Origin of the sequence: Orenia marismortui DSM 5156 (assembly GCF_000379025.1) — a bacterium.
Classification (GTDB): domain Bacteria; phylum Bacillota; class Halanaerobiia; order Halobacteroidales; family Halobacteroidaceae; genus Orenia; species Orenia marismortui.
On record NZ_KB900620.1, the window covers coordinates 201727 to 222873 of the forward strand.

Genomic DNA, 21147 nt, shown 5'->3' on the forward strand with positions numbered 1-21147 from the left:
TTTATTGTTAATTACCAACAGCTAGCAGATATCAGCCACTAGCTAAAGAATTATCCTAGAAGTTGTAATACTCCTTGAGATTTCTGGTTAGCTTGCGCTAACATAGCAGTACCAGCTTGTTGAAGAATTTGATTCTTAGTCAGCTTAGACATCTCTTTTGCCATATCAACGTCACGAATTCTAGATTCAGAAGCTTGTAAGTTCTCTCTAGTAGTATCTAAGTTAGCAATCGTATGCTCTAATCTATTCTGTACAGCACCAAGATTAGCTCGAAGTCCAGAAACAGATTCAATTGCTTTATCAATATTAGCAATAGCAGTTGAAGCAACAGAAGATTTTAATGTTGCTGTAGCAACACTTAAAGAACCAGTTGTCATCTTAGACATCTTAGCAGTCATTGTCTGACCACTATTCGCACCAATTTGGAAAGTAAATGTATTAGTTGAACCAATTAATGTCTTAGTGTTAAATTCTGTTTGGCTAGCAATTCTATTGATTTCACTTTTTAATTGTTGGAATTCCTTATCTAATTGACCAACATCAGCACTAGTATTAGTTCCATTTTTAGCCTGAACAGCTAAATCTCTCATACGACCTAAGATATTATGAGTTTCCTGTAAAGCACCCTCAGCAGTTTGAATTAAAGAAATACCATCTTGAGCATTTCGGCTAGCTTGCTCTAAACCACCGATTTGACCTCTCATTTTCTCAGAAATAGCTAACCCTGCAGCATCATCAGCAGCACGATTAATTCTATAACCTGAAGATAATTTTTCCATAGATTTGTCCATTCCATTACTACTAATGTGTAGTTGTCTTAAAGCATTCATTGAACTGATATTATGATTAATTCTCATAAAATATCATCCTCCTTGATTTTTTTAGTTTAGAAAGCATCCTTGCTTTCTTTTTATTTTAATAAGGTGTTATATGAATCTATCTTCTTATATCCGGCCGGAAATATAAAAAAATAGTTTAATAACTACCATAGTTAGATCCAATTTGAATCCAACTATGCTAATTACTCAATAAATTTGAATTTTCTCTTCTACTATTACTATTATCGCTATATTCCCAAATAAATTAAAAGCCAAAAAAGATGATTAAAGTCAATTGTGAACTATTAAATCCATCTAAAGCTATTTTTCTTTATCTTCACCCTTTTTTACTCCTTTTTTTAATAAATCTAACAAATCAGCTGGAAAATTATTATTACTACTTGCAGCCATTTTATTCTCCTTTTGGATATCTTCATATACTTCTTGGCGATGAATAGGAACAGATTTAGGTGCTTCAATTCCTAATTGCACCCTATTACCGTCTATTTCCAATATTTTGATCTCTATTTCATCATTAATAATAATACTCTCATCTTGCTTACGGGTTAAGATTAACATATACTACCTCCTAGCCTATTGCTTCTCCTCTATTATTAGCTTCTTGAACTAAATAATATCTAGTTGGGTAATCTTCTTCTATCACTAACTGTCCTGCTAGTCTTTTATTATGATTAATAATTATTGGTGCCTTAAGATTAGTTGTTATATATTCTCCTCTTTGACTCACCACTACTAAGGTATAAACAATAATATCGTCTAATTTATCAATTTTAAGATCTTCTTGAAACTTTTCTGTTACTTTAATCTTGTAATCTTCAATAATTTTAGTTGGATCAATCATAATAAAGAATAAATCAGGTTCTTCAATAGATTGCAAATAATAAAAGACATCATCATCCAAACTATCTATAACTGTAAATTTGGTATATTCATCAAAACCCAAAATAGGTTTTTTCAGTTCAATAATTTTATCTTTTTCAACATCTATTATACCGAAATTTCTAGTTTCTATTTCCACTTCTAAAACCTCCTTGTAAGTTGTTAACAATTTAAAGAGTGTAGATCAAGATTATACTTGATAGTCAACATTACTAACTACTTCTATTTCTAATCTTCCTTTCTGTTCCACATAGATCTCAACTTTATCACCACTAGCTCTAACCTCAGGAAAAGCAGAATTGCTATCAACTTTTATCTTGGCAGGATTAACTTTTATATTAGTAGAATTTGTTTCTACTTTAATACTGGGTGAAGAAGCAACTTTAAGACTAATCTCTTTTTTAGGATCAGTCAACTCTCCTTTAGCCAATTGAGCTATTTTATCCCCCTTATCCTCAATTTTAGATAATTCATCTCCCTCTTGAGCTATTTCCACTATCCCTTGGGTAATCTTATTTTTAGCTAAACCTCTTAAATGCTTAACTAAGGAATTAAATTTTCTAAACTCAATATCTTCTAGAAATTTTGTATTATCTATTTTTAGTTCAGCAGATGGATTATCAATTTGGGGTTGGGATACCACCTGAAAAGGTTTAGAGTTACCATAATCTATCTCCACTTCGATAGGAGATAGATTCATCTCAAAATTACCTCTTTGCCATTCCATACCTATTTTTCCCATGGTTTGATTAATTTGAAGTTGAGGAATTTTCATTTGAATCACCTGCCTTCTTAAATCTTAATTACCTTAAAAACTCCATTAAAGTAGGTTGAATTATACGAGCACCCACAGATAATGAAGCCCGATAAACATTTTCAGCATTTTTTAGATTTGTAATAGATTCAGCTATATCCACATCTTGAGTATCAGATAAAATTTGAGTATTATTAATCTGCTCACTCTCTAATCGATCCTTAGTTAAGTCTAAACGGTTTTGAATAGCCCCAACCTTTCCTCTAGCAGATAAAACACTATTAATATGCTGATCAACACGACTAATAGAACTTTGAATCTCTCCACTATCACTTGGGCTTTCTAAAGCAGTACTTAGTTTATTTAAATCCGCTAACATATTTGAAAAACCAACTTCATCACCAGAAATACTAATAGGAACAACAGTTTTAGGAGCTATTTCTCTCTCAATCTTATTGGTAGATATAGATCCTGCCCCATTAGCCAAATAATCTGTGGAATTATCTGTAGTAGCAGATTGATAAGGTTCAGTTTGAGTTTTAGTACCATTAAAGATATATAGACCATTATAAGAAGAATTAGCAATTTCTAAGATATGTTCTTTTAACTGATCTACCTCATTTTTCAACTTTTCACGATCTTCATCATTCATCGTATCATTAGACCCTTGAACAGCCAAATCCCTTAGCGAACGTAAAGTAGTAACTGTATCAGATAGAGCTTGATCGGTAGTGGACAACCAAGAAGTTCCATCATCAATATTTTCAATATATCTTTCGCTAAATTTAATAGTTGATTGCAAGTCTAACACTTTGCTTCCTGCAATTGGATCTTCAGAAATTTGATTAAACTTATTCCCAGTAGAAATTTGATCCATATATTCATCTATCTGTCCTGCATTCTTTTGATAATTATTTCGAAAGTTATTAATTATCATATTGTTAGTAATTCTAGTCATAAATTCCCCTCCTATCTTACTAGTCCATTAACTAAAGTATCCAACATTTCATCTATAGTAGAGACCACCTTCGCCGCAGCATTATAACCTTGCTGATATTGAATCATTTTTGTCATCTCTTCATCTAAGGATACTCCAGATTCTTCTTCTTTTCTTGTCTGTAAATCATTTACCAAGACCTGTTGGTTAGATTCCATTTGTGCCGCTCTATTAATATCAACTCCCAATTGGCTAGCTTGAGTCTGCCAAAAATCACTAAAACCATTTGATCCATTAACAACATCTTTTTCATCCTTTAACTGAGCAATCTGTAAGGCAATAACACCATCACCTTCTTCACCACTTTTAGAAGCTGCAATTAGATTAGGGTCATCAATTAAATCACTATTAACTTGTATATTTCCAGCCTTAATATCACCATCAAATTGAAAAAAATCAATACCTGAATTTCCATTTAAATCAACACCTGTTTGATGGAGAGCATTAACCTCTTGGGCCAACTCCCCAGTCAATTTATCTAAATTATTGACCATATAATCGACAATACCGCCATTGAATTTGCCTTCTTTTAGTTTATCGTCACCTCTAAGTTGCAATAAACCACCAATCTTTCCACTGTTAATATCTACTTCATTGCCACTAACCTCAAAAGTATAATACTTAAGTTTATAATTAGTGCTATCTATAGGATTGCCATCACTATCAGTTGATACAACCTTAGCAGTATCAGGGGTTTTTGGTAATGGATCAGATGGTATTAACTCAAATTGGCTGATATCTTGTACCACAGTAGCTCCATTTAATCGAACATTTACTTGATTGTTATTAAAACTATAGTCAATATCTGCCAACTTTGATAATTCATCAAGTTTAGCATCACGCTTGTCCATCAAATCATTAGCATTTGTACTATCATCTTCAACAGCCGCAATCTGAGCATTAAGACTAGCGATTTCAGAAGTAATAGAATTAAACTTATCAACACTTGTCTCAACTTCACTGCCTAATTGATCTCTATAGGTTTCAAGACTATCACTAATCTGATTAATTTGAGTAGTTAAAGTAATTGAATTTTGTACCACTGTTTCTCTAACTGAAGCATCTGTTGGATTATTATTTAATTCTTGAAAGCTATCAAAAAAGTTATTTAGATTAGTAGTTAATCCTCCAGAGCTTAATTCATTAAAAATGCTTTCCACATACCCTAGTCCATCATTTATGGTAGACCATTTACTTAAAGACTGTTGATTATTTCTTAAGTTTTGATTTATATATTGATCTACTATCCTTTCAATACTTGAGACCTCAACTCCTGTACCTATCTGACCTGCATTTGGACTTCCGTTTGTTGAAGCAACAGTATATGGATCTGTAGCTGATTGTATAGCAACTTGCCTTGAGTAATTTTCATTATTAGCATTAGCAATATTATGCCCTACTACTTCTAAAGACTTTTGTTGAGCAGCTAATGCCCTTTTGGATAATTCTATCCCACTAAAGGTTGAACTCATTTTATCACCCCAAATAATTAATTTATCATCAAACTGGTTAATAGCACTTATTTTTCTTAGGCTTTATGATTAAGAATTGTGTGTTTCCCTTGATTTGAATTTACCATACCTTGCTTACTATATGTCGATCTTTTATTGTCAGCAGTTAAAAAATTCATAGTCATATTATTTAAATTCAAAGAAATATTGAGTAAATCTTTATTCAAAGAATTAATACCCTTTAAATCTTCAAACACCGTAAGTAATTTATCTTGAATTGAAGTTAATTTTTCTTTATAGTGAGAGTCAACTATATCTAACATTTCAGAAAGAGGCTTTTCATTACAAAGTTTTCTTCTCTTTTCTTCAAGTGTAGTTGTTTTAGCTAAATAAGCTTCTTCCTGTTTTACTATTTCTTTTAATTGATCAATCTCACGATTTATTATTACTTCCTTTTTGACTTTAGCTAAGTTATAAATGTTCTGGTATAGTTCATACTCTGCATCTAGAATAAATATTAACTTATCCAAATCTATATCAAGCATTTAATACACTCCCTTAAATTGATTTATTAATAACTTGATTTAACATTTTCTTAGCTATATCTTCTCCAGAAACATTATAATTCCCTTGTTTGAGCTGCTCTTTTATCCTAGAAACTTTTTCCTTGTCTACAGTAAAGGACTTATTTAAATTCACTTTAGATTTCTGTAATTGTAATGCCTCTTCAGATAAAAACAGTTGATCTTTCTTTCGATTTTTTTTAGATTTATTTGTCTTAGATAAATCTGACTTCTTATAACTATTTATCATTTTTGAAATACTTGTTTGATCAATTCTCATTCTCTCACCTGCTTTCTGCTTTAATTAATTCCCAGTTTAAGTTTAAGACTAAGCACTAGATTCTAATCTTATACTAAATCTAAAACCTAAACTAGCTAAAATTCCCACTCTTATACTTTTTATCGTTACTTTTAGTATAAATATTAATTCTTATATTAGATAATAAAAAAAGATTAAAGCAGAATAACTCTCTTAAAGTTAACTATTCTACCTTAATCCCCTAAATTAAAATTATCTTCTTTTAATTCTATCTCCTAAGAACATCCGATCCTTATCATCTTTTACTTCCTGTTTAGAGTCACTAACTTTTTTCACTTTTGATATTCCATTTTGTAATTTTTGACTGCAATCTTCACAGAAACGTCCACTCCTAATAGCAGTTCCACATCGTTCACACTCAACAGTAATATCTACTCCATTTATCTGTAGAAAACGCCCTTCTTTAACAAACTTTTTAATAATTCTTTCTTCTACTTCAGTTGCTTCATGTAGTTCTTTTATCGTAGCCCCTGGGTGATCCCAAAGATAATCCTTCACTAAGACAAATTGATCTTCTTCTTCTCTTAGACAATTTGGACAAATCTTAGCTCCTTGTGCAGCAGCAAATACTTTTTTACACCTTTTACATTTTTGTATTCCCATGATAAAAAGACCCCCTTGAAAAATATTAATATCAGATGATGAAATATAAGTATAATAGAAAAATTTCTAGCTCTAATTATAATTATTTTAAGTTAAATCTATCTTCTCTAATAAACTTACGAATTAATTTAGGAGATATCCCAGTAGCATTAGCTAGCTCCTCTATACTGGCTTGTGAATTCTCCCATAAATAATCTCTTAGCATTCTATATTTTTCTAATTCTTCTTGATAGCAGTCATTACATAAATTTTGTGATTTGCTTACAAATACTTTACCACAGTTCTCACATTTTTTTAAACTCACTGCTTTTCCTCCTTCAAGAACCGTTACTCAAAACAATTAGCAAAACAGCATTATACTTTATTAAATTCTTGATTAAGCTCAAAATCCCTTCCTGCAGCTAAAGTAATAATTTTAATATCTTCTACTCCTTCAGTTAATAGTATCTTACTTGCCTCATCTACTGTACTTCCTGTGGTATATATATCATCTATCAATAAAAGTTTCTTGTTCTTAAGATCTCTCTTTAACTTAATCTCAAATTTATTTTGTAAATTAACCAGACGTTCTCTACGAGATAGTTTACTTTGTTTTTCTGTATCTTCTTTTCTCATCAAAGTAGAAATCAGTGGAATACTAAGATTAGCACTAACTCGTTTGGCCAATAAATAAGCTTGATTAAACCCTCGCTCATTTAGCCTAGTTTTATGTACTGGTATATAAGTGATATAATCAAAATCTTTATAGTTATAAAATCTTTTAATATAAGTTGTTAATAGATCTCCTAAGGGTTCTTTTAAATTCCTATACTTACTATATTTAAATAATTTTATATATTCCTTCATTCCATCTTCATATACACTTACCGTTCTAGCCTTAGCAAAAAAATGATTGTTCTGTTTACAATCAAAACATAGTTTTTGATTAGAAAATATTAGTTTTCCACATTTAACACAATAATTTTCCTTGATAAATTCTATTTGAGCTAAACATTTATCACATAGATTAATCTTACCATGATCAAACTCCCTTTGACAGACAGGACATTTTGGAAAATCAGGATAAAATAATTCAATAAACCCCATTAATAGTTTATCTAAGATTTCACTAACCTCCTTAATATCTAAATTATAATTTATAATTTATAATTTATAATTGACAATCTATAATCTAGAATTTAAATACTAATTTTCCAAACCTGTTTAAACATAGATATCCAACTCTAAAGTTAAATTTAATGGATGTAATGCGACAATTTTACTTTTTAAAAACAAACAAAACTTTTAGGTTCCGCCTAAGGGCGGGTTACCTTTTTTCCATAGATAAAAAAGGTAACCAAAAAATCATTTAAAATAATGTGGAAAACGCTTGTGCTTAATTAGTAATATCAGATTAATTAACCATTATAGAGTAGTTATTAAAATTTAGTTTTATTAACTATACGCTTTCTTTCCTAAAAGAACTAAAAGATACAATAATAACGCAATTATTTGATAATTTGTTTTTATAAATCTTGAAAAGTAAGCGGACTTTCTTTAGAGCGAATTACTAACAATTAAATATAATTTATCTAAATAGTTTGCAAAATTAACAATATAAAGAAAGCGTTTTTCAAAGTGATTTTTTTGGTTCGTTTTTTCATTATTGAAAAAATGAACATATAAAACAAATACTTAGTTAAAAGTAGATAGAAATAGATATATTAAAAATATCATGAAATATAGAGGGAGAAAACTGTCGCATTATCATCCTATAAAAACATATTTCAAATCTTAATTATCCATTTTACATTATACATCGCTCTTATGTGTCAACTATATTTCAGGTATCCTTTCTCTGCTGATTCCTGATTTAATTCTCTAATCTTATCTCTTGCCTTTTTCATCTCTTCTGTAATTCTATCTCCTATAAACCATACCTTACCTGTTGGATATTTTAATGAACGACCAGACCGTCCAGCCATTTGAATTAAGGTTTCTTCACTAAAGATATAATCTAAATCAGCAAATAAGACGATCACATTTGCTTTCTCAACAGTTACCCCTCTTTCCATAATTGTAGTAGACACTAAGACTGGATAATCCCCAGCTAAAAAGGATTCTCGTTTTTCTTCTCTTCTCAAGTCTTGGGAGTGGCTTCCTTGTATCCAATTTTGACCATCAATCTCTGGAAAATATTCAATTAATTTGCCTGTAACTATATCTACCAACTCTCTACTAGGAACAAATACAAAGACTTGGGACAAATCATGCTCAATTGATAATTTTATTTTATCAATTGCCATCTGAGGTAATTGCAATTCCTTTAATTCCTTATCATACTCAATCTTAGCCTCAATCAATTCTGGTTCAGGAAGAGGATAACCATGATAACGAGCTGATAGTTTAATTAACTTAGTCTCTTTCTCTTCTAAATTTCTAAAATCTTCTTCACTAGGAGTAGCAGTCATATAAACAATTTTTCCTTTTTGCTTCTTAGCATATCTAATTGCTCTCTTAAGTATTTTGCTTCCCCGATAGGGAAAAGCATCTACTTCATCTAAAACTATCAGATCAAAAGCTTGATAATATCTTAAGACCTGGTGAGTAGTAGCTACTATTAAATCTGCCCATTGATACTTATCTAAGCTTCCTCCATATAATGCCTTAATATCAACTCCTGGAAAAGCTTCTTTTAGTCTCTCGGATAATTCAATTACCACATCTTTTCTTGGAATAGCAAAAAGAACCTTCCCTCCTTGACTTAATACATCAGCTATTATCTCAAAACTAACTTCAGTCTTACCAGCTCCACAAACTGCCCAAACTAAAGCCTGTTGATAATCCTCATAAAGAAAGTCAATTAATTTATCTGAAACTTCTTGTTGTAATTCAGTTAAATTAAAGCGATATTTAGGTTCTATTATATTTAATTCCATTAATGAATTATCTGCTGGAATCAAATATAATGGTCTACATAGCCTTGCTTCTCCCATTAAGATACACTCTTGGCAATAATAGTCCTCACAATTACAATAATTACACTCTATTTTTACCAAATTATCAGTATTACCACAACGTTGACAAGTCAGATCACCATTATTATAAGTTACAGAGGGAAATACTCTCAATTTACCTAACAATTTTAGATAAACTAATACTTTATTGAGATCATTTACATTCACACGATTTTCTCGCAATACTTGACGAATTTCATTATAATAAATCTTTCTACCTTTTATAAATTTATATACTTGCTCAAATTCTACAACTTCAGGAAATTTTATATCTAAAATTTCTTTTATATTAACCTTTAGCTCAGATACTTTAGATTTAAATTTAAGTTTTCCTAATATTTTATTAATCATCATTATTTTTTTATCAACTATCTCTCCTATCGGATCTACATCCCAAAATATAGATAATACCTTAGTACTAAAAGAGTTCTCTCTTATCTCCTTCCCTTCTCTTTCTGCTAAATCTGTAATTTGATCAAAGATATAATGAGCTATTCCCCAAGATAACTGCTTAGTTAAAAAAAACAGCCTACTATTTTCAATAGAAAATTTATTTTTTTCTAGATGAAATTTAATCTCTAACTCTGGATAAGATGATAAGCCCAAAATATACCTCTCTTGGTCAGCTAACAAATAAATAATAGGGTTATTATCAGACATAACTTCACCTTCTTTATATTAAGTTGTATTAAGTAAATTATACTTTCACTTTTTTATATTGTCAAATATTGGAATTTAATTCAGTTTAAACTTCTCTAAAATATTGTCTACATAAGTAATAAAATAATACACTTAAAATAAAAAAAAAGAGCTGCCTTTTTGGCAACTCATGTTAGTTATACCTTTAAAGATAATGACTTTCTAATTCACTTTTTAGCCTTTCCTTCAACTCATCAATTTTTCGTCTAGCACGCTGTAGTGCATTATCAACGGTTTTAACACTACCTTCAATCTCATCAGAAATTTCTTTATAGGATTTTCCTTCTATGTACTTATTAAATACATCCCACTCTAATCTGGTTAGCATCTTCTTTAGTTGGTAACTTACCTCTTTTACTAATTCTCGATTCACATAATTTTTCTCTGGATCGTTATGATAGTCAGGTAAAATATCTAATAAAGTTCTACCTCTTCCCCCATCATCCTTAGAATAACTTATTTTCTTATCAATAGAGGTGGAATTGTTAAGTGGCATATGTTTTTGTCGATTAGCCGTTTTAATCGCTGATATAAGTTGACGATTAACACATAAGTGAGCAAAACCACGAAAAGATGCTTCCCTTTTTACTTTATAATCTCTGATTGCTTTGTATAATCCTACTAATCCTTCTTGAATAACATCATCATTGTCCAAGCCTTTAATATAAAATAGTTTAGATTTGGCATAAACAATATCAATGTTATTATTAATCAAATACTTCTCAGCTAGCTTGTCCCCATTTTGTGCTAAATGTATTAGATCATGTTCAGACATGTTAGCATATTTATTATGGGCTTTACTCATCCTATCCCCACCTTGTTTGGATGTTTTTAGTTTTATCATAATAAACACAAATAATTATACCATATTATAATGGACTAGTCAAAGATGAACTAAAAATTGAACTGATAGTTATCAATAGTTAACATTTCCAGCAAGGAATAATTTTAATAGTAGAACTATGACACTATTAACCCTTAATAAACAAAATTCTTTTTATAGCAAACTAGATAATAGACTTTCTAAATCTCCTCCTATAGCTATGTAGATAAAGAAAACTAACATGAGAACCAAAACTACCAACATCCCATACTCAACTAAATTAAAATTATTATTCATTTTACCTCCTTAATATATATCAAAATTATAAAAAATAGGCAGATAGAAGAACTATCTGCCCTAAATATTAATTCTGATCTCTTTTTTGATACTTTGTATGAAGTAAATGGTGAGAATGTCCACTTAATGGTTCATGTAAATAATCTTCATATAATTTTATAATCATTGGGTTTTTATGGGATTTTCTAATAATTCCAGATTCATCAATATTTCTTAAACCTTGAGCACGTTTTTGCTTAATCTCTTTACTAGTTGGAAGAGGTTGACCTCCACCTCCAACACACCCATTTGGACAAGCCATAACTTCAATAAAGTGATATTTACTATTTCCTGCCCGAACTTCATCTAAGATTTTAGCAGCATTAGCCAATCCATTAGCAATGGCTACATTTACTTCTTGACCATCAATTTCAACTGTAGCCTCTTGAATTCCTTCAAATCCTAAGCCAAGTCTTCCTAATGCTTCTCCATCTAACTCTTCTTTAACAGTTCTTAATGCAGCCTCGGTTACTCCACCAGTAGTACCAAAGATAGTAGCAGCACCAGTATGAGCACCTAACATTTCATCATACTCTTCATTTTCTAAAGTAGCAAATTGAATACCCATCTCTTTAATCATACGAGCTAATTCACGAGTAGTTAATACAGCATCTGTATCTCCTACTAACTCTTCACGATCTTTTTCAAACTTTTTAGCTGTACAAGGCATAATCGCTACTGTATAAATACTTTCTGGATCAATATCTGTTTGTTCTGCATAATAACTCTTAGAGATAGCAGAGAACATAGACATTGGAGATTTTGCGCTTGATAAATTATCCATTAGGTCATGGTAGTTATGCTCACAGAACTTAACCCAACCTGGACAACAAGAAGTAATATGAGGTAATTGTTTATTTCCTTTAAACCTTTGAATAAACTCATTTCCTTCTTCCATAATTGTTAAGTCAGCAGCAAAATCTGTAGAAAATACTCTATCAAAACCTAGCCTTCTTAAGGAAGCAGCTAGTTTACCAGTAACTATTGTACCAGCTTTTATGCCAAACTCCTCACCCATAGTAGATTGGATAGATGGAGCAGTTTGTACTACAACATGCTTACTATCATCTTCTAAAGCAGCCCAAACCTTATCAATTTCACTAATTTCAGTAATTGCTGCAGTAGGACAAACAGTAGCACATTGACCACAGTTAGCACAGTTAACTTCACTTTGTGGTAAATCAAAGCCTGTGCTTACTATAGAATTAAATCCACGTTCAGTAAATTCTAGAGCAGATACACCTTGTACCTCTTCACAAACCCTTACACAGCGTCCACAAAGAATACATTTATTTGGTTCCCTCTTAAGCGAAGGACCACTTGCATCTACTGGTAAATCTCTTTTTTCTCCTTCAAAGCTAACCTTAGTAATTCCTAAATCATGAGTAATATCTTGTAATTCACAACTACCGTTTCTATCACAACCTAAACAATCATTAGGGTGGTTAGCTAATAATAATTCAACATTCGTCTTTCTAGCACGTCTTGCCTTAGAACTATTAGTACTAATCTCCATTCCGTCATTAACTGGAGCTACACAAGATGCTAATAATCTCCCACTCTTTTCATCTTCTACAACACATACACGACAAGAACCATGTAGAGATAGATCAGGATGATAACAAAGAGTTGGAATTTCAATTCCTAACTTACGAGCTGCTTCTAATACAGTAGCTTCTTGGTTAACTTCGACTTGCTGACCATCTATTGTCAAAGTAATGGTATCCATTCTTTATTCACTCCTTGCATTAATTTTTGGTTTTAGATTTAGGTTCTAGGTTTCCTAACTCCTATTACCTAATTCCTATCACCGCTATTTTTATATCTAACCTTGAGAAATTGCATTAACTGGACATTCAGGTTCACATGCTCCACAAGCAATACAAGTATCTTCATCAATTACATGAGCTTCTTTAACCTCACCTGAGATCGCCTCAACTGGACAAACTCTAGCACATTTTGTACATCCTATACAAGCATCTTCATCAATCACATAGGCGCCAGCTAAGTCTTCACATTCTCCAGCAGGACACTTTCCATCATAAATATGAGCTTCATACTCATCACGGAAGTATTTTAATGTACTCAATACCGGATTAGGAGCAGTTTGACCTAAACCACATAAAGAAGTAGCCTTGATATTCTCTGCCAATCTTTCTAGCATTTCAATATCTCCATCTCTACCTTCACCAGAAGTAATTCTGTTAAGGATTTCTAGCATTCTCTTTGTACCTTCACGACATGGAGTACATTTACCACAAGACTCACTTTGAGTAAAGTCTAAGAAGAATCTTGCTACACCCACCATACAAGTATCTTCATCCATTACTACTAATCCACCAGATCCCATCATAGCTCCCACTTCAATTAAAGAGTCATAATCAACTGGTAAGTCTAATAGATTTTCTGGTAAACAACCTCCCGATGGTCCACCAATTTGAACAGCCTTAAATTCCTTACCATCAGAGATTCCACCACCAATATCGTAGATGATTTCTCTCATAGTAATTCCCATTGGCACCTCAGCAAGACCAGTATTATTAATCTTACCAGTCAAAGCAAATACCTTAGTACCTTTACTGCCTTCAGTACCAATTTCTTTATAAGCCTGTGCTCCATCTCTAATGATATTTGCTACATTAGCATAACTTTCTACATTATTAATATTAGATGGTTTACCCCATAGACCTTTTTGAGCTGGGAAAGGTGGTCTTGGGCGAGGCATTCCACGCTTACCTTCAATAGAATTCATCAAAGCAGTCTCTTCACCACAAACAAAAGCTCCTGCTCCTGCTTTAATATGAAGATCAAAATTAAAGCCACTACCAAATAGATCTTCACCTAATAATCCATACTCCTCTGCTTGATCAATCGCCTTTTGTAAACGCTCAATTGCTAATGGATATTCAGCACGTACATATACATATCCTTCATCAGCACCAATTGCATATCCACCAATAATCATACCTTCAATAATTCTGTGTGGATCACCCTCTAATAAACTTCGGTCCATAAATGCACCTGGATCACCTTCATCGGCATTACAGATGATATATTTTTTATCACTTTCAGTATCTTTAGCAAATTGCCACTTTAAGCCTGTAGGAAAACCTCCGCCACCACGACCTCTAAGACCTGCTTCTTTTACTTCATCAATTACCTCTTGAGATGTCATTTCAGTTAAAGCTTTACCTACTGCTTCATATCCCCCAGTAGCAATATACTCTTCAATACTTTCTGGATCCATATGACCACAATTTGTTAATACCAATCTCTCTTGCTTTTTATAAAAGTCAATATCTTGATAAGCTGGAATATTCTTATCAGTAGTTGGTTCAGTATATAATAATCTTTCTACTATTCTTCCTTTTAAAATATGCTCTTCTACCAATTCAGGCATATCTTCAGGTTTAATCTCACAATAAAATACACCTTCTGGATAAAAGATCATAATTGGTCCCTTTTCACAGAAACCATGACATCCAGTCTCTACTATTTTTATTTCACTAGCCAAATCATGTTTTGCTAATTCTTCTTTTAAAGCATCCTGAGCCTCTTTACAACCAGAAGAAACACAACCTGTTCCTCCACAGACCAGAATATGTGATCTATAAATTGATTGTTCCATTATCTTTTTACCTCCTTAATAGCTTGGCATTGATTAGTCTTCTAATTTAGCAACAGCTAAATCTTCTACAATGTTACCGTTAACTATATGCTCAACAACAATCTTACTTACATCATCTTTAGTTAAATTACCATAAGTGATTCTTTCTTTACCTGGTAATTGTACATCAACTAATGGTTCCTTTTCACACATTCCAATACAACCAGTTTGAGTAATAATCACATCTAACTCACGCTTATTTACTTCTTCCATAATAGCCTTTAATATCTCTCTTGCACCAGCAGCAATTCCACATGTACCCATTCCTACAATTACTTTCGGCTTATTGCTAGTCTTTCTAGCTTGTAAATCCTTTTGAGCCTTATCTCTTAATTTTTTTAACTCTGCTAATGATTTCACTATTATTCACCTCCGCAATTCTTCTAAACCTTCAGCCAAATAGCTTTCAATCCATAATAATACTTCTGGATGATTAATATTTATACCATCAATCTCTTCTTTTATTAATCTAGTATCAAAGATAAATTCTTTAGAGCCTATATAGTGTTTATAGACAAGATCAACTTCAGGATTAACTGATAAGATAGCAATTAAAGTTCCAGTTATATCACCTAATGGAGCTCTATCAATATGGCTATGCTTAAAGCTCACAGTGATCTCTGTACCTTCTCCTAAAGTAGAATCTAACTTTAAATCTCCTTCACACCTTTGTGCTGCAGCTTGGAATAGAGGTAATCCTAATCCAACCTTTCTTGTCTTACGAGAAGTTACGAAAGGGTCTAAAACACTTTGCTCTAAACTCTTACTCATTCCTGACCCATTATCCTTAATCTTAATTACTAATCGATCATTTAATAAATCTTCATCTATCTCTAAATTTATTAAATTAGCCTTAGCACTAATAGAGTTTTGAATTATATCTAAAATATGAAGTGATAGTTCTCTCATGAGTTTAATTCTTATATTTTTCTAAAATTTCTGGAATGCTATCAGGTGTTAAACGACCATGAGTATCATCATTGATCATAATTACTGGAGCAAGACCACAAGCTCCTATACAAGCAACTGATTCTAGAGTAAATTTAAGATCTTTACTTGTTTCTCCATCATCAATTCCTAACTCATCTTTAATTTTTTCTAATACTTTTCCTCCACCTCGAACATGACAAGCAGTTCCCATACAAACGCGAATAATATTTTCACCACGTGGTTCTAAATGGAATTGAGAATAGAAAGTCACAACACCATAAACTTGACTAAGAGAAAGCTCTAATTGATTTGCAATCTCTTTTATAACTTCTTCTGGTAAATATCCATATTCCTCTTGAGCCTTTTGTAAAACAGGAATTAAATCTTTTTGTTCTTTTTTATATCCTTCTAAAATCTTTTTTAATGGAGCTAAATACTTCTCTTTACTTTCTGCAGAATTTCCACATTGGCATTGACCCATTTTATTATATTACCTCCTTTAATAAATTTTACATATTAGGATATTTGCTATTGATATTACAACTTATATAAGTTATAATATTTTTAACAAAATTAATTGATAATGATAATCAAGATTGTTTATGTGATTTATTTCACATTCAACTCATGACCTTATTATACAGTCTAAAATTATCTCGTGTCAAAAATGATATTTTTTTAACAATTCAAAGAAATTAAAGAAGATTTAATAGTTCATTAATGGTCTATATGTATATTTATTCCTGTCTGATCTTTTTATTCCTTATAATAAAAAGAGGATGAAATCCATCCCCTTTTTATTTAATATCTATTTAATATCTATTTAATATTTGTTTTACAATATTAGTTGTTGAAGCTCCTTTAACTTCAGATACTAGTTCAATTTTTCCCCCATATTTAGCTACTACTTCAGCTTCAGGTAAATCTTCTATCTTATAATCTCCACCTTTAACATAAATATCAGGCTGAAGAATATTTATTGTACTCTTAGCCGTTGTCTCAGAAAAAATAGTTACATAATCTACAACCTCTAAATTAGCAAGCATTTCAGCTCTTTCTTTCTCAGGGACTATTGGTCTTTTTTCCCCTTTTAGAGCTTTAACTGAAGAATCATTATTTAAGCCTACTATTAAGACATCACCTTTTGACCTAGCTTCAGTCAAATAACGAGTATGGCCAACATGTAAGATATCAAAACAGCCGTTGGTGAAAACAATAGTTTCATCCTGCTTCCTATTCTGTTTCAAAATTTTGTTCAACTCTTCTCTTGTATATATCTTCTCTTTAATAATCATACTGTATCACCAATAACCTCTGTTAACTCTTCTCTATTTACAGTCGCTACTCCTGACTTTTTAACTACAATTCCTGCAGCATAATTTGATAATTTCATCGCTTCTACCATCTTAGCTTTGCTAGCTAAAGATAGGGTTAAAGCAGCAATAACTGTATCTCCAGCTCCAGTAACATCAAAGACCTCTGTATAGTTAGAAGCTGGAACATGACTAATTCCTTCTTCACTAAAGATCTGCATACCTTGGCCACCTAAAGTAACTAGCATTGCATCAGAGTTTAATTCTTCTTTTAGCTTTAACCCTGCTTTTCTAATATTCTCAGGTGAATCCAAAGGAAAACCAACAGCTTTCTCTGTCTCTTCCTTATTTGGTGTAGCAATAGTAATATTCTTAAAAGTATTTAGATCATATCTTGAATCAACAGCAGTAATTTTATTATTTTGATTAGCCAAATTAATTACTCTTTCTTTGACTCTATCTGTAAATACCCCATTACCATAATCAGATAAGATTATAGCATCTATCTCAGAGATAATCTCTTCAATATAAGTTAGTAATTTTTCCTCAATTTCTTTAGAGATATTATCGGTTTTTAATTTATCTACTCTAACCATTTGCTGTTTGACAGTTTGTCCACCACCAGCTAAAATTCTAGTTTTAACTGAAGTAGGACGTGAAGAATCAATAATTAATCCTTCCGTCTTCATCCCAGCTTTATCTAAATAATCAACTAACTCTTCACCTACTCGATCATCACCGATTACTCCAGCAAGATAGACTTGTCCACCTAATGCCGCAACATTATTAGCCGCATTAGTTCCACCACCAGGTAGAATTTTGTGACCTGTATGCTGTAATATCAAAACTGGTGCTTCACGAGATAAACGTTCAGGCTGACCAATAATAAACTCATCAGCAATCATATCTCCTATTACAAGAATTTTCTGTTGAGAAAACAAAGGTAAATAATCAACTAATCTAGTCATTAACTCTCCCTCGCTTTGATATCCATTAGTATCCATTCTACTGCATCAAATAAATCCTCTGCTATATATTCAGGTTCTACTGGCCAATCTTCACGCTCATGTTTATAAGCTCCCATACCATATCCAGTTAGAACTAAAATACCTTTAGAACCTACCTTATGGGCTACTTCAACATCACTAATTTTGTCACCAATCATATATGATTTATTCAAATCTACACCAAACTCTTCTTCTCCTTTTATTAACATCCCCGGCTCTGGCTTACGACAATCACATTTCTTTCTAAATTTTCCTTCTCCAACATCTGGATGATGGTGGCAATAATAAATAGCATCTAAATAAGCATCTTCTTTTTCTAATAATCTTTCCAATTTATTATGAACTTTAGTAATCATCTCTTCTTTAAAATAACCTCTAGCAACACCCGCTTGATTCGTTGCTAATATTGCTTTAATACCATTTTGATTTAGTTTTTTAATAGCTAAACCAGTCCTCGGAAGCAGCTCATATCTAGTAGGGTCATTTACATAACCAATCTCCTTGCTTACTGTTCCATCTCTATCCATAAAAACTGCTATATCCTTTAATCCCATTATAATCCCTCTTCCTTAGAAATAATTTCTGATACCAATACTTAACCCTTCATTATCTTTATCTCCTGCAAAACGTCTAAAGCCACCTTCTAAGTACCAATGCCTAGTAACTCTATAATCAAATCCAAATTCAAAGCCTAAATAATCTTCTTCCTTACCCAATAAAACATTCAGACCTCCATTCAAATCCAAACGTTTAAAAACAGCAGTAGAGGCTAAAATACCTAACTTAGCATTAGAATCTTGATCATCCTCTAATGGAAAATAATAACCTCCTAAAAAGGAAATATTATAATCACTTTCATCCACCATATTAAGCTTTAAATCTAAATTTATAAAATCATAATTATCTGAAAAACTATAAACTCCAATTAATCCTAAATTATCTGTCAAAGAAAAATCACTTTCTAAAGTCAACGATTTGATACTTCCCTTTAAACTCTGTACACTATAGCATAATGACTTTTCCCCTGGATTAACTTCTGCTTGATACATTGCAAATACAGATCCATTAGTAAGAATAACCAAAAATAATAATGTGCTCATTATTACTTTTAAGTTCTTCATATTCCTCCTCCTTAATTGTATATTACCCTATTTATTTTTAAGTTATCATTATGTATTAAATCTACTTCTTTTATCTCTGTTATCTTATTTCCTTCTTTATCTTCTACTATTCTAACAATTGGAGAACTCAAATCTTCTTTATTTACATCTATTACTATTCCTAACTGATCATCACTTAACTGTACCATTGTACCTACTGGATAAACAGCAACATGCTTAGATAAAGCATCTACACATTTAGGACTTAATTTAGTTCCTTTTAATTCTTCCACTATTTTCAATGCCTCATGGGGCATTAATTTACGTTTATAAACTCTATCACTGGTTAAAGCATCATAAATATCAGCTACTGTCACTATTTGAGCCCACTCACTAATTTCATCGCCCTTTAAACCTCTAGGATAGCCTGTCCCATCAATATATTCATGATGCTGATAAGCAATATGAGCAGAAAGAATACTGATCCCATGAACATCTTTAATTATATTATAGCCATATAAAGAGTGCTTTTTGACCTCTTCATATTCTTCATCAGTCAACTTACCTGGTTTCATAATTATATCCTTATCCACCTTAGTCTTACCAATATCATGTAAAAAAGCCCCTATGGCTATCTTCTTTATTTCTTCTTTTGTATAACTGAAGTTTAATGACATTAAAATAGACAGTATAGTTACCCCTACTGAATGTTGGAATGTGTAACTGTCATAAGCTCTAATATCATTTAAATGTATAACAACATGATTTTGTAGTAAAATCTCATCTAAAATGCTATCAATCACATCATTGATCTTATCAAAATTAATCTGACTTTGTGACTCAATATCTTGCATAGTGTCTTTTACAACTTTAATAGCTTCTAGCCTTGTTTTATCTGAAATAGGCTCAGGTACTTTAACTTCTGGTAATTCTTCATCTACAATATAAATTTCAGGTATATTTAAATTATTTAACTTTTCAATATAACTATCTTTAAGAGCCATCCCTGCTCCAAGTAGTATTTGTCCTGAATTATTATAAATGGTCTTTGCTATTTTCATTCCCGCTTTCAGCTCTTCGACTGGAATCGGCCTCATCTTATACCACCATTCCTTAGATTATTTTGATTTATTTAGAATATTAATTGCTGTGTTAATAGACAAATTTAAATTAATTCATTAATTTCTTCAGTTAATTTTTCTTTATTATAACATATCAATCCAAAGAAATCATTTTTGAACTTAAAATCAATAAAGTTTATTATTCTTCTCCAAATTTATTTTCAATAATTTCTACAATCTTATTTAAAGCCTCTTTGGCATCTGTACCTTCAACTCTTAAAGTAACTTCTTCTCCACAACCTATAGCTAAAGACATAACACTAATAATACTTTTTAAATTAGCTTCTCTATTTCCATGAATAATCTCAATTTTTGCCTCAAATTTATTAGCTGCATCTATTAACAATGAAGCAGGTCTTGCATGTAAACCTGACTTATTACTAATAATAACCTTCTTACTTAACATCTAATCACCCCATGTCTATAGATTTTATTTTTTACTATTTCTATATTAAAGACTAAAAATCCTTTTCAATTAATATAATAATATTATATCTAAAATTTAAACAACTTAGTATAATCGCTAGTTATGTTAATAGATCTTTAATATATAATAACTGTTAATGGATATAATGGGACACTTTTAGGTGATAGGTCATAGGTTATAGGAGTTAGTAAGGTCTTCCTACCTCCCATTTCCTAACGCCTAACTCCGAAAGTGTCGCTTTATCATTCTAATGGATCAATTCCACTACTCTCAAAAGATATTATAATCATAAAACCTTACTTAGCTTTATAAATTCTAATTTT

At 31.4% G+C, this 21147-nt stretch carries 24 protein-coding genes; all 24 read right to left on the minus strand.

Annotation, left to right across the window (positions count from 1 at the left end):
• Positions 1-50: 50 nt before the first annotated feature.
• The gene (locus tag OREMA_RS0110335) at positions 51-857 is read right to left on the minus strand and encodes a flagellin N-terminal helical domain-containing protein (protein WP_018249192.1); all 807 of its coding nucleotides are present in this window, start codon (positions 855-857) and stop codon (positions 51-53) included.
• 282 nt (positions 858-1139) lie between these two features.
• Positions 1140-1397, minus strand: coding sequence for a carbon storage regulator CsrA (gene csrA, locus OREMA_RS0110340; RefSeq protein ID WP_018249193.1), 258 nt, complete (start codon positions 1395-1397; stop codon positions 1140-1142).
• 10 nt (positions 1398-1407) lie between these two features.
• A complete protein-coding gene (gene fliW / locus OREMA_RS17660; protein ID WP_018249194.1) occupies positions 1408-1857 on the minus strand; it encodes a flagellar assembly protein FliW in 450 nt (149 codons plus the stop codon).
• Positions 1858-1908: 51 nt separating this feature from the next.
• Complete coding sequence (locus tag OREMA_RS0110350) at positions 1909-2493, minus strand: DUF6470 family protein (protein WP_018249195.1); 585 nt, start codon at positions 2491-2493, stop codon at positions 1909-1911.
• Positions 2494-2521: 28 nt separating this feature from the next.
• Positions 2522-3430 (minus strand): flagellar hook-associated protein FlgL, encoded by a 909-nt coding sequence (flgL, locus tag OREMA_RS0110355; protein ID WP_018249196.1) that lies wholly within the window; start codon positions 3428-3430, stop codon positions 2522-2524.
• 11 nt (positions 3431-3441) lie between these two features.
• Positions 3442-4941: a flagellar hook-associated protein FlgK gene (gene flgK / locus OREMA_RS0110360; protein ID WP_018249197.1), complete on the minus strand. Its 1500-nt coding sequence runs from the start codon at positions 4939-4941 to the stop codon at positions 3442-3444.
• 56 nt (positions 4942-4997) lie between these two features.
• The gene (locus tag OREMA_RS0110365; RefSeq protein ID WP_018249198.1) at positions 4998-5465 is read right to left on the minus strand and encodes a flagellar protein FlgN; all 468 of its coding nucleotides are present in this window, start codon (positions 5463-5465) and stop codon (positions 4998-5000) included.
• Between the two features lie 13 nt (positions 5466-5478).
• A complete protein-coding gene (gene flgM, locus OREMA_RS17665; protein WP_018249199.1) occupies positions 5479-5763 on the minus strand; it encodes a flagellar biosynthesis anti-sigma factor FlgM in 285 nt (94 codons plus the stop codon).
• 231 nt (positions 5764-5994) lie between these two features.
• Complete coding sequence (locus OREMA_RS0110375; RefSeq protein ID WP_018249200.1) at positions 5995-6405, minus strand: hypothetical protein; 411 nt, start codon at positions 6403-6405, stop codon at positions 5995-5997.
• Positions 6406-6487: 82 nt separating this feature from the next.
• On the minus strand, positions 6488-6709 hold the full coding sequence (locus OREMA_RS0110380) for a hypothetical protein (protein ID WP_018249201.1): 222 nt from the start codon (positions 6707-6709) through the stop codon (positions 6488-6490).
• Between the two features lie 50 nt (positions 6710-6759).
• Complete coding sequence (locus OREMA_RS0110385; protein ID WP_018249202.1) at positions 6760-7491, minus strand: ComF family protein; 732 nt, start codon at positions 7489-7491, stop codon at positions 6760-6762.
• A 725-nt stretch (positions 7492-8216) separates the two neighbouring features.
• Positions 8217-10061 (minus strand): DEAD/DEAH box helicase, encoded by a 1845-nt coding sequence (locus tag OREMA_RS0110390; RefSeq protein ID WP_018249203.1) that lies wholly within the window; start codon positions 10059-10061, stop codon positions 8217-8219.
• A 184-nt stretch (positions 10062-10245) separates the two neighbouring features.
• Positions 10246-10905, minus strand: a complete 660-nt coding sequence (gene sigH, locus OREMA_RS0110395) for an RNA polymerase sporulation sigma factor SigH (RefSeq protein WP_018249204.1) — start codon at positions 10903-10905, stop codon at positions 10246-10248.
• 382 nt (positions 10906-11287) lie between these two features.
• Entirely contained in the window at positions 11288-12988 is a 1701-nt protein-coding gene (locus OREMA_RS0110405) for an NADH-dependent [FeFe] hydrogenase, group A6 (RefSeq protein ID WP_018249206.1), read from the minus strand.
• A 96-nt stretch (positions 12989-13084) separates the two neighbouring features.
• A complete protein-coding gene (gene nuoF, locus OREMA_RS0110410) occupies positions 13085-14887 on the minus strand; it encodes an NADH-quinone oxidoreductase subunit NuoF (RefSeq protein ID WP_018249207.1) in 1803 nt (600 codons plus the stop codon).
• Positions 14888-14920: 33 nt separating this feature from the next.
• Positions 14921-15286, minus strand: a complete 366-nt coding sequence (locus OREMA_RS0110415) for a (2Fe-2S) ferredoxin domain-containing protein (protein WP_018249208.1) — start codon at positions 15284-15286, stop codon at positions 14921-14923.
• A 6-nt stretch (positions 15287-15292) separates the two neighbouring features.
• Entirely contained in the window at positions 15293-15835 is a 543-nt protein-coding gene (locus tag OREMA_RS0110420; RefSeq protein ID WP_018249209.1) for an ATP-binding protein, read from the minus strand.
• A gap of 4 nt (positions 15836-15839) precedes the next feature.
• Positions 15840-16337, minus strand: coding sequence for an NADH-quinone oxidoreductase subunit NuoE (gene nuoE, locus OREMA_RS0110425; protein WP_018249210.1), 498 nt, complete (start codon positions 16335-16337; stop codon positions 15840-15842).
• 331 nt (positions 16338-16668) lie between these two features.
• Positions 16669-17151 carry a D-glycero-beta-D-manno-heptose 1-phosphate adenylyltransferase gene (gene rfaE2, locus OREMA_RS0110430; RefSeq protein ID WP_018249211.1) on the minus strand — a complete coding sequence of 161 codons (483 nt, stop codon included), beginning with the start codon at positions 17149-17151 and terminating at the stop codon, positions 16669-16671.
• Positions 17148-18137, minus strand: a complete 990-nt coding sequence (locus tag OREMA_RS0110435; RefSeq protein ID WP_018249212.1) for a bifunctional heptose 7-phosphate kinase/heptose 1-phosphate adenyltransferase — start codon at positions 18135-18137, stop codon at positions 17148-17150. The genes rfaE2 and OREMA_RS0110435 overlap by 4 nt, the downstream gene beginning before the upstream one ends.
• On the minus strand, positions 18137-18730 hold the full coding sequence (locus tag OREMA_RS0110440; protein ID WP_018249213.1) for a D-glycero-alpha-D-manno-heptose-1,7-bisphosphate 7-phosphatase: 594 nt from the start codon (positions 18728-18730) through the stop codon (positions 18137-18139). The genes OREMA_RS0110435 and OREMA_RS0110440 overlap by 1 nt, the downstream gene beginning before the upstream one ends.
• 15 nt (positions 18731-18745) lie before the next feature.
• On the minus strand, positions 18746-19297 hold the full coding sequence (locus OREMA_RS0110445) for a hypothetical protein (RefSeq protein WP_018249214.1): 552 nt from the start codon (positions 19295-19297) through the stop codon (positions 18746-18748).
• An 11-nt stretch (positions 19298-19308) separates the two neighbouring features.
• Positions 19309-20373, minus strand: a complete 1065-nt coding sequence (locus OREMA_RS0110450) for an HD-GYP domain-containing protein (protein WP_018249215.1) — start codon at positions 20371-20373, stop codon at positions 19309-19311.
• Positions 20374-20536: 163 nt separating this feature from the next.
• Positions 20537-20803, minus strand: a complete 267-nt coding sequence (locus OREMA_RS0110455) for an HPr family phosphocarrier protein (protein WP_018249216.1) — start codon at positions 20801-20803, stop codon at positions 20537-20539.
• Between the last annotated feature and the right edge of the window lie 344 nt (positions 20804-21147).

What these genes read in the sequence shown, in the direction of transcription:
- OREMA_RS0110385 (WP_018249202.1), bottom strand. Translation starts at nt 7,491, where the DNA reads ATGGGGTTTATTGAATTATTTTATCCTGATTTTCCAAAATGTCCTGTC.
- flgL (WP_018249196.1), bottom strand. Translation starts at nt 3,430, where the DNA reads ATGACTAGAATTACTAACAATATGATAATTAATAACTTTCGAAATAAT.
- OREMA_RS0110435 (WP_018249212.1), bottom strand. Translation starts at nt 18,137, where the DNA reads ATGACTAGATTAGTTGATTATTTACCTTTGTTTTCTCAACAGAAAATT.
- OREMA_RS0110450 (WP_018249215.1), bottom strand. Translation starts at nt 20,373, where the DNA reads ATGAGGCCGATTCCAGTCGAAGAGCTGAAAGCGGGAATGAAAATAGCA.
- nuoF (WP_018249207.1), bottom strand. Translation starts at nt 14,887, where the DNA reads ATGGAACAATCAATTTATAGATCACATATTCTGGTCTGTGGAGGAACA.
- OREMA_RS0110335 (WP_018249192.1), bottom strand. Translation starts at nt 857, where the DNA reads ATGAGAATTAATCATAATATCAGTTCAATGAATGCTTTAAGACAACTA.
- OREMA_RS0110405 (WP_018249206.1), bottom strand. Translation starts at nt 12,988, where the DNA reads ATGGATACCATTACTTTGACAATAGATGGTCAGCAAGTCGAAGTTAAC.
- OREMA_RS0110350 (WP_018249195.1), bottom strand. Translation starts at nt 2,493, where the DNA reads ATGAAAATTCCTCAACTTCAAATTAATCAAACCATGGGAAAAATAGGT.
- flgK (WP_018249197.1), bottom strand. Translation starts at nt 4,941, where the DNA reads ATGAGTTCAACCTTTAGTGGGATAGAATTATCCAAAAGGGCATTAGCT.
- rfaE2 (WP_018249211.1), bottom strand. Translation starts at nt 17,151, where the DNA reads ATGATTATTAAAGAGAAGATATATACAAGAGAAGAGTTGAACAAAATT.
- OREMA_RS0110440 (WP_018249213.1), bottom strand. Translation starts at nt 18,730, where the DNA reads ATGGGATTAAAGGATATAGCAGTTTTTATGGATAGAGATGGAACAGTA.
- OREMA_RS0110455 (WP_018249216.1), bottom strand. Translation starts at nt 20,803, where the DNA reads ATGTTAAGTAAGAAGGTTATTATTAGTAATAAGTCAGGTTTACATGCA.
- sigH (WP_018249204.1), bottom strand. Translation starts at nt 10,905, where the DNA reads ATGAGTAAAGCCCATAATAAATATGCTAACATGTCTGAACATGATCTA.
- flgM (WP_018249199.1), bottom strand. Translation starts at nt 5,763, where the DNA reads ATGAGAATTGATCAAACAAGTATTTCAAAAATGATAAATAGTTATAAG.
- nuoE (WP_018249210.1), bottom strand. Translation starts at nt 16,337, where the DNA reads ATGGGTCAATGCCAATGTGGAAATTCTGCAGAAAGTAAAGAGAAGTAT.
- OREMA_RS0110390 (WP_018249203.1), bottom strand. Translation starts at nt 10,061, where the DNA reads ATGTCTGATAATAACCCTATTATTTATTTGTTAGCTGACCAAGAGAGG.
- OREMA_RS0110420 (WP_018249209.1), bottom strand. Translation starts at nt 15,835, where the DNA reads ATGAGAGAACTATCACTTCATATTTTAGATATAATTCAAAACTCTATT.
- OREMA_RS0110445 (WP_018249214.1), bottom strand. Translation starts at nt 19,297, where the DNA reads ATGAAGAACTTAAAAGTAATAATGAGCACATTATTATTTTTGGTTATT.
- OREMA_RS0110365 (WP_018249198.1), bottom strand. Translation starts at nt 5,465, where the DNA reads ATGCTTGATATAGATTTGGATAAGTTAATATTTATTCTAGATGCAGAG.
- OREMA_RS0110375 (WP_018249200.1), bottom strand. Translation starts at nt 6,405, where the DNA reads ATGGGAATACAAAAATGTAAAAGGTGTAAAAAAGTATTTGCTGCTGCA.
- csrA (WP_018249193.1), bottom strand. Translation starts at nt 1,397, where the DNA reads ATGTTAATCTTAACCCGTAAGCAAGATGAGAGTATTATTATTAATGAT.